Raw genomic sequence first — 12,743 nt, 5'->3', positions numbered from 1 at the left:
GCTTCTTCAACCGTTTTCGCCTTGTCTCGCCTTAGCTCGCGAGATCGTAAACAGGCTCTAAGAAAACCGCGGCGCGGCCAATGGCCGTCCCGCGGTTGTGGAACGCTTCTCAAAACCCAAGAACTCAGTCCGCCGGCACTTTGTCCGCCTGCAGCGCGTAGCGCGCGATCTCGTCCTTGCGCATGAAGGCGACGCCGGCATGGCTTTGCGCATAGCGGATGAACTGCTCCAGCGCCTTGACCCGCGCCGGCGAGCCGGAAATGCGGTCGTGGGTGCTGATCGACATCATCCGTCGCCGCGAACCCGCCTCGGCGTACAACACGTCGAACTCGGCCTTCAGATCCGACAGATAAGCCTCATTGCTCAGCGCCGGCGAATCGAAACGCACGATGTCGTTGTTGCGCAAGGTATAGGGCACCACCACGAACGGCTTGCCCTTGACCGCCACCGTGAACGGCTCGTCGCGGCTGACGTTGTCGATGTGATAGAGAAAGCCCAGTTGCTGCAGAATGCTCAGGGTATTGGGCGTGCCGCGCAGCCAGAAGGCGTTGAAACCGACCGGCCGCGTGCCGGTGGCGCGCTCGATGCTGGCGATATTGGCGCTGTAGGCCGCCAGTTCCTGCTCCGGCGTCATCGGGTATTGCGGCTCCCAGGTTTGGCCGTGCGCCGCCGCCTCGTGGCCGCGCGCCACGATCTCGCGCGCCAGCCGCGGGCTGCGGTCCACCGCCTGCCCCACCATGTGCGAAGTCACCTTGACCCCGGTGCGGTCCCACAAGTCCAGCAGCCGCGGAATGCCCTCCTTCACGCCGTAGTCGTACCAGCTTTGCATCGGCAGATCCGCGTACTTGGGGTCCAGTGGCGGAAACGGCCCGCTGGCGCCGCGCTCCGGCTGCGCGCCGGCCTCGAACTGCATGGAAATCGAAATCGCCAGGCGGGCGCCGTTCGGCCAGAAGGCGCCGCCGCTTGTTGAAGTTGCCGTCATTTTGCTTGCTCCTGTCGCCGCCAGCGCCGCGCCGTGCGCCAGCATCAGCGCGGTGCCGCCCGCGGCCGCGCCGGCCAGGAACTGGCGACGATTAATGGGTAGGGTATCGGACATCTCGAGTCCTCTTGTTCGCTTCGGCGCGGCCTACAACAAGGCCCCGCCCTCCACGTCCAGCACCGCGCCGGAGATGAAGCCGTTGGCCATCGCCAGCAGATAGGCTTGCGCCAATTCCCGCGGCTGGCCGACGCGGCCGACGGGCAGGCCCTGGCCGATGCGCGCCAGCGTCGCCTGGCGCGCGGCCGAGCCGGCCTCGCCCCATAGCTCGGTATCCACCACGCCGGGGCTGACCACGTTGACGCGGCGCGGCGCCAGTTCCTTGGCCAGATTCTTGGCCGCCGCCTCCAGCGCGGCGTTGACCGTGCTTTTCAGCAGGCCGCCGCTGGAGAATTTGCGCGCCAGCAGGCCGGAGGTGAAGGTCACCGACGCCCGCTCCGTCAGATAGGGCAAGGCCTCGCGCACCGCCAGCAGGCTGCCGAACAGCTTGACGTCGAAAGTCTGCCGCAAAGCCTCCTCGCTCAACTCGGCCAAGGCCGGCGCGCCGACCCGGGCGCCGGCGGTCAGCACCAGATGATCGATGCGGCCGATGTCGGCGAAGGCCCGGGCCAATGCCCGGCTGTCGGTCATGTCCGCCTGGATGCCTTCGCGATCCGACTCGGATTGGGCGCTGCGTCCCAGCACATAGACCCGCGCGCCGGCCGCCGCGGCCGCGTCCGCCACTGCCCGGCCGATGCCGGAGCCGCCGCCCAACACCGCCACGGTCTGGCCGTGGAAAGAAAAGGTCGCCGCGTTCATGGCTTCACCACGCCCAGTTGCTGCATCAGGGTCAGATTGTCTTCCAGGTGCCAGTTCTCGGCGATGCGGCCGTTCTTGACGCGGTACAGGTCGAAGGCCTGGAACTCCACCGGCTGGCCCTGGCCTTGCACGTCGCCGAAGCGGCCGCTGAAATGGCCCTGGAAATGCAGGCGCAGCGCGACGCGGTCGCCGGCCAGCACCATGTCGGTGACGTCCACCTTCAAATCCGGCACCGCGGCGCGGAACTGGCGCGAGGCCTGCAAGGGCCCGGCCACGCCCTGCTGACGGCCGGCGGGCAGGGTGCGGTCGATGAAGTCGGGGTCCAAGGCCAGTTCGGCGTAGCGCGGATCGCCGCTGTTCCAGAACGCCGCGTAACGCAACGCGGCCAACTTCACCGCCGCCGTGCTGCCGGCCGGACGGTCCGCCCACACCCGCGCCGGCTGCGGCAGGTTTTCCGCCGCGCCGGCGAAGGCCGCGGTCAAGGCCAGGCCGAAGCCCAGCGCCAAGGTCAAAGCTTTCATCATCGTCTCCCGATTGCGGCGTCGCCAACACGGCGACACCGGACCAGCGCATTGTGTCGCCGCTGAAGGGATTTGATAATTGGCTTTAAATTTGGATGATCTGCTTGTTCAATTTGAAAATAGGCGTAAAAAAAGGCGAAGCTCCAGCGCTTCGCCTTTCTCAAAGAACCTGTTTACACAGGTTCTTTGAGCCTGTTCAAAGTCTCGCGAGCAAGAGCGAGACAAGGCGAAAACGAGTGAAAAAGCGGAATGTACACGTGGTACATGAGCATTTTGAGCTCGTTTTCAACGCCATATCGCCGAAGCGCAGCAGACTTTGAACAGGTTCTTAGCCGCCGGTGCCGCCCACGGTCAGGCCGCCGTCTATGCGCAGCGTAGGCTGGCCCACGCCCACCGGCACGCTCTGGCCCTCCTTGCCGCAGACGCCGACGCCCTGATCCAGCTGCAAATCATTGCCTATCATGCTGACGTAGTTGAGCACGTCCGGCCCGTTGCCTATCAGGGTGGCGCCCTTGACCGGATAGCTGAGCTTACCGTTTTCGATGCGCCAGGCTTCCGACGCGGAAAACACGAACTTGCCGCTGGTAATGTCCACCTGGCCGCCGCCGAAATTGACCGCGTACAGGCCGTCCTTGACCGAGGCGATGATTTCCTGCGGATCGTGCTGGCCGGCCAGCATATAGGTATTGGTCATCCGCGGCATCGGGATGTGGGCGTAGGACTCGCGGCGGCCGTTGCCGGTGGCGCCCACCTGCATCAGGCGCGAATTCATCGCGTCCTGCATATAGCCCTTGAGCACGCCGTCCTCGATCAGCACGGTGCGCTGAGTGGGATTGCCCTCGTCGTCTATCGCCAGCGAGCCGCGGCGCTCTTCCATCACCCCGTCGTCCACCACCGTGACGCCCGGCGCCGCCACCCGCTGGCCGATCTTGCCGGAAAAGGCCGAAGTGCCCTTGCGGTTGAAATCGCCTTCCAGGCCATGGCCTATCGCCTCGTGCAAGAGCACGCCGGGCCAGCCCGGCCCCAGCACCACGGTCATCTGGCCCGCCGGCGCCGGCCGCGAATCCAGATTGGTCAGCGCCTGATGCACCGCCTGGCGCGCGTAGCGCTCCAGCACCTCGTCGTCGAAGTAGGCCAGGTCGAAGCGGCCGCCGCCGCCGCTGGAGCCCTGCTCGCGGCGGCCGTTCTGCTCGGCGATCACCATCACCGACAGCCGCACCAGCGGCCGCACGTCGGCGGCGCGCACGCCGTCGTGGCGCGCCACGTAGACCACGTCGTATTCGCTGGCCATGCCGGCCATCACCTGGATCACCCGCGGGTCCTGCGCCCGCGCCATCCGCTCCACTTTTTCCAGCAAGGCCACCTTGGCCGCCGCCTCCAGGCTGTGGCAGGGGTCCAACGCCGGGTACAGCGGCTTGGGCGCGCGCCGGGTCTGCGCGCCGGCGGAACCGTCCCCGCCCGCCTGGCCGATGGCGCGCACCGCGTCGGCGGAGCGGCTCAGCGCCTCCAGGCTGATGGCGTCGGAATAGGCGAAGGCGGTCTTGTCGCCGGCCACCGCGCGCACGCCCACGCCTTGGTCAATGCTGAAGCTGCCGGACTTGACGATGCCCTCTTCCAGGCTCCAGGCCTCGCTGCGGGTGTATTGAAAATAGAGATCGGCGTAGTCGATGGCGTGGTGGCGCATGCGCGCCAGCGTGGCTTCCAAAGCCGCCTCGTCCAGACCGTAAGGCTTGAGCAGCAGGCTGTCTGCCGCGGAGAAAGCATCTTGCATAGTGTCGGGTTCTTTCACGCGAGTACGCGGTGCGCCAGCGCCGGCAGGCGGGTGCGCACCGACTGGATCAATGTCGGGTCGATTTCGGCGAGGATCACGCCCTCGCCCTTGTCTATTTCGGCCAGCACGCGGCCCCAGGGATCGATGATCATCGAATGCCCGTGGGTCTTGCGGCCGTTGTCGTGTTCTCCGCCCTGCGCCGAGGCCAGCACATAGCTCTGATTCTCTATCGCGCGCGCGCGCAGCAAGGGCTCCCAATGCGCCTCGCCGGTGGTGGCGGTGAAGGCCGCCGGCAAAATCATCAGATCATAGGGCGACAACTGGCGGAACAGTTCAGGGAAACGCAGATCGTAGCAGATGCCGAAGGCCATCTCGGCGAAGCCCAGATCCGCCTTGACCGGCTGTTCGCCCGGACGGATGGTGTTGGATTCGCAATAAGTCTCGCCCAGGCCGGAGAAGCCGAACAGATGGATTTTGTCGTAGCGGGCGCGCACCTCGCCGTCAGGGTCGAACAGCAAGGTGGTGTTCAACACCCGCTGCGGCTCCGGGCTGCGCAAGGGCACGGTGCCGGCCGCCAGCCACACGCCGTTCTCCTGCGCCATCCGCGCCAGCGCGCTCTGGATGGGGCCGTCGCCGTAGGCTTCGCACACGGCCACCTTATCGGTTTCCTGCCGCCCCATCAGGCAAAAATACTCGGGCAAGACCACCAGCCGCGCGCCCTTGCCGGCGGCTTCCGCCACCCAATGCGCGGCGCGCTGCAAATTGGCCGTCACGTCGGAGCCGGACACCATCTGCACCGCCGCCGCCAGGAATTTTTGCTTCATGGTTTTCCCCCTTTGTTCTGCTGTATCGGACCGATCGCCGTGCGCACCACCTTGGGGTCGCGCAAGGAGCCGCTCACTTCGTAATCCACCGACAGGATGCGGCCCACCGGATCGCGCAGCACTTTCTGCGCCGCCAGCGTGGCGATGCCCACCACCGGATTGAGCAGGGCCGCCCCCGCCGCCAGCGCCACGCTTTCCGCCAGCCGCGGCACCACGTGCACTTTCAAGGCCTGGCTTTCCTTGCCCAGGTCCAGTTCTCCGGAAATCGTCACGTCCGCGCCCGGCCCCTTCATCTCCACCTTGGACGAAGTGAACAGACCGTTGCGGGCCTGCGCCTCGCCCTTCAGGCTGTCGAAGGCGAAGCCGTCGCTGAACACGTCGGTGAAGTCCAGCCGGATGCGGCGCGGCAGCGATTGCAGGCTGAGCGCGCCCAGGAGCTTGACCACGCCCGGGTCCACCTTGGCGAAGCGTCCGTCCTTGAAGTCTAGCGCCAATTCGCCGGATACCTTGGCCAAATCCAGATCGCCCAGGCCGCCGGGCCAATTCAAGCGGCCGTTGAGCGTGCCCTGACCGTTGCGGAAAATCTCGCCCTGACCCAGCCGCGTCAGCAGCTTGCCGGCGTCGCCGACGAGCAATTCGAAGCGGGCGTCGACATTGCCGGCGCCGCGCGCGTCCGAACGCACCGTGGCCTTCAGCGTGCCGTCGTTGGTGGTCAGCCGCAAGGGCGCCATCTGCCAGACGCTGCCCTCGCGGCGCGCCTCCAGCTCCAGCCGGCCCACCGAGCGCCCCTGCAACACCAGCTCGCCGACGCGCACCTTCATTTCCGGCAACTTACGGTTCAACACCGAGGTCTCGCCGCCGGCCGCGGCCTTGGCCTCCGCCGCGCCCTCCTTCTTCTCCGCCGGCAGGCTCAAGGCCAGACGGCTGAGGTTGGCCTGCAACAGACCGTTGCCTTCCGGCCGATAGCTGGCGTCGCCGCTCATCTCATTGGAGCGCAGCTGTACGGTCCAGGCCTTGGACAACTCGCGGTTGCCCAAGCGGGCGTTGACCTTGTGCAGGCTCAGGCCCGGCAACACCAGTTCCGGCGTTTCCAGTTCCAGCTGCAAGGCCGGCAGGGCCGCAGGCTCTCCGCCGCCGCTGGACTGCGCGGCGCCGTCGGCCAGTTTCAGCCAATCGTCCAACACCACTTTGGGCTGCGCCACCCGCACCGCCAGGCCGGACGCCGCCGGCTCGCCCGGCGCGCGGCCCACGCCCAGCGCGCCGGCCTGCAAATCGCCGTGTTCGTTCAAACGCAGGCGGCCGGCTATCATGCCGTCCAGACTGAAGTCCAGCCGCTGGGTCTGGACGCCGCGCATCTGCTGCGGCCGCAGCTGCAGTTGCAGCGGCAAGGCCGCCCCGGCGCTCTTGGCCAGCGGCGGCGGCAAATCGAAGGCGGTGCCTTGCAAGTCCGAACTCACCGCCAGGCTTTCCAAGCCCTGCTTGACGACGAACTGCGCGCGGTAGCCGGACTTGCCCGACACCTGCTCCGCCAGCGCCGGCAGATACTGCTTCAGCACTTGACGCGAATCGGCCTGGCCGGCCAGTTCGAAACGCATGCGCTTGTCTGCGCCGGTGTTGGCCTTCAACTGGAACGGACCGCCGAAGCCGACGAACTGCAGGCCCGGGCTGTCCACGCCGCGTTCGGTAAAGGTCAGCCGGCCGCGCGCCTTGCTCAGCGGCGGAATCGGCAGGGATTTGAAGCGCAGCGCGTTGTCGGCGAAGCGGATGTCGCCGCGCACCGTCACGCCCTGTTCGCCGGCCAGCGGTATCCCCAGTTTCAAATCCAGGCTGGCGTCGCCGCCGGCTTCGATCTGGCCGGTGAAACCGTCCAGCCAGCCGTCCACCGGGCTTTGCGTGGTGAAGGCCAGCATGCGCTGCAGACGGTCGGCCGCGCGGCCCTCCACCGTCAGCATGGGCACGTCGGCGCCCAGATTGTCTATCACCGCCTTGACGCCGCTCAGCGGCACGCCCACGGTGACGGCGCGGCGCGCGTTCACTTCCATCCGTTCGTTGCGGAACAGCAATTGGGCGTCGATGTCGTCGATGCGCGGCCAGCCGGACTGATAGCTGAGACGCGCGCGCTCCACCTCGGCCTCCACCAGAAACTCGCCGCCCTTGCCGCCGGCAAAGGGGAACTGCTCCAGATCGCCGCGCAGCTTCATCGTCGCCTGGCGCAGCTGCCCGCCCTGCAAGGCCTGGCGCAGCCAGCGCAAAGTGTGCTCGCCCACCTCGTGCGGCAGATACTCCGCCACCCTGGCCGCCGGCACTCCGGCGATGCTGGCGCGCAGATCGGCTACGCCGGCCCCGGCGCCCTGATGCCGATAACTGCCTTGCAGGCTGCCGGACAAATCGGCGTTGGAGAAGGCGGCCTGGCGGAAGTCCAAGACCACCGCCTGCCCTTCCCGCCGCCAGCCCACGTCGGCGGTCAGCTTGTCGAAATTCAACGGCGCGACGAACACCGAGGGATAGCTGACCTGGGACTTGCCGGTGTCCAGCTGCAGGCTGCCGCCTTTTTCGTCGAAGCTGATCGCGCCGCTGACGCCGGACACGCCGGGCAGCTCCCCGAACGGCTGCCAGGCCAGCTTTTCAAAACGGGATTTGAGTTTGAAGGCCTTGGGCGCTTCCAACGCGCCCTTCCAGCTGACGGTCAGGTCGCGCAGCGCGCCGCTGGGCGAGAAACGCGCGAACAGCGGGTTGCGGTCGGCGCCCAGCGCGTGGATGAAGGGGGTCAGGTGGCTGAGGTCCACATTGTCCAGCGTCAGTTGGCCGAAGCCTTGCTCGCCGTAACGCCACTCGCCGTCGATATTGGAATTGTCGAAAGCCAGCCCGCTGGCGCTGGCCAGGCTCAGCCGGCTGGCCTTGACCTTATAGCTGCCGCTGAGCTGGCGCGTCAGCTGCAACTCGCCCTGCAGCCGCGGCAGCACCAGTTCGTGGGAATCCGGCGGCGTGTAGGCGGCGTCGTGGACGTTGACGCTGGCTTTCAAGGCGTCGATGGCGCCGTCGGAGAAGGACATCTCCACCGTGCCGCTGCCCTCGCCGCTGCGCAGCATGCCCAGTTGTTGCAGATAACGCGTCCACGACCCCACCTTGGCGCCGTCCAGCGCCACCTTGAGCGAGCCCGACCACTGCTGCCAGGCGGCGATGTCGTCGCCGCGCCAGGACGCCGTCAGATCGAAGCCCTTGCCCAAGGACGCCGCCGGCTGGCCGGACAGCTTCAGGCCGTGGCCGAACAGGCCGGCGCTCAGCTTGAGCTGGCCCTGGCTCAGATCCAGCCGCGGCAGGCCCAGCAATTCATCCTGCCAGCTCAGCCGCGCGTCGCTGATCTCCAGGCTGGGCTGGCGCAGCAGCCAATTGCCCAGGCCGCTGTCGGCGGAACCGGAACTCAGATCGAAGCCGTTCAGATAGATCACGCCCTGGCGCGAGCGCAGCAGCTCCACCGTCGGGCCCTTGACCACCACGCTGGCCAGCCGCGGCTCCAGCGCCAGCAAGGAACGCCACGACGGCTCCAGCGACACCTGGCGCAAGGTCAGCGCCTTGCCGTCCTGCGGATTGGCGATGGTGACGCCGCCCAGCTCGAAACGCGGCCCCACGGTCAGCCATTCGCCGGACAAGGCCGCCACCTGCACCGGCCGCCCCAGCGACTGGCTCAGATAACGCTCCAGCGGCTGGCGAAACTGGTTCAGATTGGGCAGCACCCAGAAAGTGAACGCGCAAAAGGCCGCCAGCAGCAGCGTCAAGGCGGCGGCGGCGGCCATTCCCAACAGCGCACAGGTCCGTTTCAGGACCTTGATCACATGGATATGGGACAGAACGGAGAAGAGCTTTTCCAAATGCGGCAAACCGTTACAATGTGGCCATCAAGAATTGACATGCCGTAGAGGCCTATTATGCCAGCAAACACGGCCGCTGCCATTGCCCGCAGCCGCGAGTTCTCTCACTATCTGCAGCGTCTGCTGACCGCCCGCCCCGAAGAATTGGAGCGGCTGCAAGCCAGGCTAGGCCGGCCTTTCGACGCGGCGGAGATGGAAGCCTTCGCCGACTGGCGGGCGCTGAGCGACGCCGAAGGGCTGGCGCCGGCGCTGCGGCGGCTGCGCCAGGCGGTGGTGGCGCGGCTGATCTGCCGCGATCTCAACGGCCTGGCGGATCTGGACGAGGTGGTGTCCACCGTCAGCGCGCTGGCCGATTTCGCCGTCGAACGGGCGCTGGCCTGCGCCCGCGCCGGCCTCGCCCACTACGGCCAGCCGATAGGCGAGGACAGCGGCGAGGTCCAGCAATTGATCGTCATCGGCATGGGCAAGCTGGGCGGCGGCGAACTCAACGTCAGTTCCGACATCGACCTGATCTTCGTCTACCCGGAGAGCGGCGACACCGACGGCGCCGCCCATGGCGGCCGCGCCATCAGCAACCACGAATACTTCACCCAGGTGGGCAAGAAGCTGATCGCCCTGCTCAACGACGTCACCGCCGACGGCCAGGTGTTCCGCGTCGACATGCGGCTGCGGCCCTACGGCGACTCCGGCCCGCTGGCGATGAGCTTCGCCGCCTTGGAAAACTATCTGCTGAGCCAGGGCCGGGAATGGGAGCGCTACGCCTGGATCAAGGCCAGGCCGCTCAGCGGCGACGCGGCGGCGCTGGCCGACACGGCGCGCCCCTTCGTCTACCGCAAATACCTGGACTACAGCGCCTACGGCGCGATGCGCGAACTTCACGCGCAGATCCGCCGCGAAGTGGCCCGCCGCGACATGGCCGACAACATCAAGCTGGGCCCCGGCGGCATCCGCGAAGTGGAATTCATCGCCCAGGTCTTCCAACTGATACGCGGCGGCCGCGACCGCAGCCTGCAACTGCGCGGCACCCGCGAAACCTTGCGCCGGCTGGGCGAACTGCGGCTGCTGGAACCCGCCGCCGTCGCCGAACTGCAGGAAGCCTACGCCTTCCTGCGCAATCTGGAACACCGGCTGCAATATCTGGACGATCAACAGACCCAGACCCTGCCCGCCGCCGCGGACAACCGCGCCCGCATCGCCGCCGCCATGGGCTGCGCCGACTGGGAGCAGTTCATGAACCGGCTCAACCAGCAGCGCCGCAAAGTCACCCGCCACTTCGAACAAGTGTTCATCCTGCCCACCGAGGGCGCCGCCGACCATCCGCTCACCGAACTCTGGAGCGACATCGCCGAGGAATTGCCGGTGGAGAGGCTGCGCCAGCTGGGCTTCGCCGAGCCGGAACAAGTGGCGCGCCAGCTGCAAAGCCTGGCCCAGGGGCAGCGCTACCAGCAGATGCCGCTGAACGGCCGCAAGCAGTTCGATCAATTGATGCCGGCGCTGATCGAAGTCGCCTCCCGTTTCGACAACGCCGACGCCACGCTGACCCGCATCATCGCCTTGATGGAAGCGATCAGCCGCCGCGCCTCCTACCTGGCGCTGCTGACCGAATACCCGCAGACCCTGCAACGGCTGGCCTCGCTCTACTCGTCCAGCGCCTGGGTTTCCGGCTATCTGACCCGCCACCCGATACTGCTGGACGAGCTATTGGACGCGCGCGTGCTCTACGCCACGCCGGACTGGCCGCAGCTGGCGGAACAACTGGAACAGCAGCTGAGCCAGGCCGACGGCGACGTGGAAGCCAAGATGGACGCGCTGCGCCACTTCCAGCACGCGCAATCCTTCCGCCTGGTGGCGCAGGACCTGGCCGGCATGTGGACAGTGGAGGCGCTGTCCGATCAGCTGTCGCTGCTGGCCGACATCGTGCTGGCGGCCACGCTGCGCCACGCCTGGCAGGACATCCCCAGCCGCCACTGCGACACGCCGCGTTTCGCCATCATCGGCTACGGCAAGCTGGGCGGCAAAGAGCTGGGCTACGCCTCGGACCTGGACCTGATCTTCCTCTACGACGACGAGCACCCGGACGCCGCCGAACTCTATTCGCGGCTGGCGCGCAAAATGTCCACCTGGCTGACCAGCGCCACCGCCGCCGGCGTGCTCTACGACATCGACCTGCGGCTGCGCCCCAACGGCGCCAGCGGCCTGCTGGTCAGCTCGGTCAACGCCTTCCGCCAATACCAGGAGCAACAGGCCTGGGTCTGGGAACACCAGGCGCTGACCCGCGCCCGCTACGTGGCCGGCGACGCCGAAGTCGGCGTCCAGTTCGAACAGGAACGCCACGCCATCCTGACCCGTCGGCGCGAGCCGGCCGTTTTGCGAGACGAGGTGCTGGCGATGCGCCAGCGCATGTTGGACAGCCACCCCGCCCGCGACGAAGACCCCAAGAACGCGCGCGGCGGCATCATAGACATCGAATTCCTGGTCCAATACCTGATCCTGGCCCACGCCCACGCGCTGCCGGCGCTGACCGCCAACGCCGGCAATATCGCGCTGCTGGCCACCGCCGCCGAGGCCGGGCTGATCCCCGCCGCCGACGCCGAGGCCGCGCGCAACGCCTACCGCCACTACCGCCGGCTGCAACACGCCGCCCGGCTCAACGAAAAGCAGACCGTGACGCCGGACGCCGCCTTGCTGGAGGACTACGGCCTCTGCCGATCCTTGTGGCGGCAAGTATTCGAGCAAGCGCTCAAATAACGGTTCACAGCGTTATGAGGGCGAGATAAACTCATTGGATAAGAACCTAGTTCAAAGTCTGCTGCGCTTCAGCGATACGGCGTTGAAAACCAGCTCAAAATGCTCATGTACCACGTGTACATTCCGCTTTTTCGCTCGTTTTCGCCTTGCCTCGCCCTTGCTCGCGAGACTTTGAAAAGGTTCTGAGGTCGGACAAGATCCGGCCCCATCCCAAAGCGAAAACACAATATTGGAGAACACCAAGATGTCGATGGCTGATCGTGACGGAAAAATCTGGTATGACGGCGAAATGGTGGACTGGCGCGACGCCACCACCCACGTGCTGACCCACACCCTGCACTACGGCATGGGCGTGTTCGAAGGCGTGCGCGCTTACGAAACCCCCAAGGGTCCGGCCATCTTCCGTCTGGAAGACCATACCGCGCGGCTGTTCCGCTCCGCCAAGATCCTGGGCATGGCGCTGCCGTTCACGCCGGAACAGATCAGCCAGGCCCATCTGGACGTGGTCAAGGCCAACGGCCTGAAATCCTGCTATTTCCGCCCGATGGCCTTCTACGGCTCCGGCAAGCTGGGCGTGGCGCCGCTGAAGAACGACGTGCGCGTGATCGTGGCCGCCTGGCCCTGGGGCGCCTATCTGGGCGACGAAGGCCTGGAAAAAGGCATACGCGTGAAGACCTCCTCCTTCACCCGCCACCACGTCAACATCACCATGTGCAAGGCCAAGGCCAACGGCAACTACATGAACTCCATCCTGGCCAACAACGAAGCCACCGCCGACGGCTACGACGAGGCGCTGCTGCTGGACGTGGACGGTTTCGTGGCGGAAGGTTCCGGCGAAAACATCTTCATCATCCGCAAGGGCAAGCTGTACACTCCGGACCTGACCAGCGCGCTGGAAGGCATCACCCGCGACACCGTGGTGCAGATCTCCAAGGAAATGGGCCTGGAACTGATAGAAAAGCGCATCACCCGCGACGAGGTCTACAGCGCGGACGAAGCCTTCTTCACCGGCACCGCCGCCGAAGTGACCCCGATCCGCGAACTCGACAGACGCGCGATCGGCGACGGCAATCGTGGTACCATCACCGCCGAAATCCAGAAGCGCTACTTCGACATCGTCAAAGGACTGGATGCCGAACACCAGCACTGGCTGACCTACGTCAACTAAGCAAGACG

8 protein-coding genes are annotated in these 12,743 nt (G+C 66.6%); 2 read left to right on the top strand and 6 right to left on the bottom strand.

Features of this window, described 5'->3' with window-relative positions:
• Positions 1-124: 124 nt before the first annotated feature.
• The 6 genes from DB032_RS06605 to DB032_RS06580 all read right to left on the bottom strand — a co-directional run bounded on the left by DB032_RS06605 (position 125) and on the right by DB032_RS06580 (position 8,819).
• Positions 125-1,096: a polysaccharide deacetylase family protein gene (locus DB032_RS06605; protein WP_107798769.1), complete on the bottom strand. Its 972-nt coding sequence runs from the start codon at positions 1,094-1,096 to the stop codon at positions 125-127.
• Positions 1,097-1,126: 30 nt separating this feature from the next.
• A complete protein-coding gene (locus DB032_RS06600) occupies positions 1,127-1,834 on the bottom strand; it encodes an SDR family oxidoreductase (protein ID WP_107798768.1) in 708 nt (235 codons plus the stop codon).
• Positions 1,831-2,355, bottom strand: coding sequence for an ester cyclase (locus DB032_RS06595; protein WP_081544511.1), 525 nt, complete (start codon positions 2,353-2,355; stop codon positions 1,831-1,833). The genes DB032_RS06600 and DB032_RS06595 overlap by 4 nt, the downstream gene beginning before the upstream one ends.
• A 328-nt stretch (positions 2,356-2,683) precedes the next feature.
• Complete coding sequence (gene tldD / locus DB032_RS06590; protein ID WP_107798766.1) at positions 2,684-4,126, bottom strand: metalloprotease TldD; 1,443 nt, start codon at positions 4,124-4,126, stop codon at positions 2,684-2,686.
• A gap of 14 nt (positions 4,127-4,140) precedes the next feature.
• On the bottom strand, positions 4,141-4,950 hold the full coding sequence (locus tag DB032_RS06585) for a carbon-nitrogen hydrolase family protein (protein ID WP_107798765.1): 810 nt from the start codon (positions 4,948-4,950) through the stop codon (positions 4,141-4,143).
• Positions 4,947-8,819, bottom strand: coding sequence for a YhdP family protein (locus DB032_RS06580; RefSeq protein WP_146176589.1), 3,873 nt, complete (start codon positions 8,817-8,819; stop codon positions 4,947-4,949). Before DB032_RS06580 ends, DB032_RS06585 begins: the two co-directional genes overlap by 4 nt.
• 57 nt (positions 8,820-8,876) lie before the next feature.
• On the opposite strand from DB032_RS06580, the gene glnE reads away from it, so the two are divergent.
• Positions 8,877-11,567 (top strand): bifunctional [glutamate--ammonia ligase]-adenylyl-L-tyrosine phosphorylase/[glutamate--ammonia-ligase] adenylyltransferase, encoded by a 2,691-nt coding sequence (glnE, locus tag DB032_RS06575; protein WP_107798763.1) that lies wholly within the window; start codon positions 8,877-8,879, stop codon positions 11,565-11,567.
• A 244-nt stretch (positions 11,568-11,811) separates the two neighbouring features.
• Complete coding sequence (locus tag DB032_RS06570; protein ID WP_107798762.1) at positions 11,812-12,735, top strand: branched-chain amino acid transaminase; 924 nt, start codon at positions 11,812-11,814, stop codon at positions 12,733-12,735.
• The last annotated feature ends 8 nt before the right edge of the window (positions 12,736-12,743 follow it).

This window comes from Chromobacterium sp. Panama, from assembly GCF_003052555.1.
In the GTDB taxonomy this organism is placed as follows: domain Bacteria; phylum Pseudomonadota; class Gammaproteobacteria; order Burkholderiales; family Chromobacteriaceae; genus Chromobacterium.
This window is presented reverse-complemented; position numbering and strand designations above follow the sequence as displayed.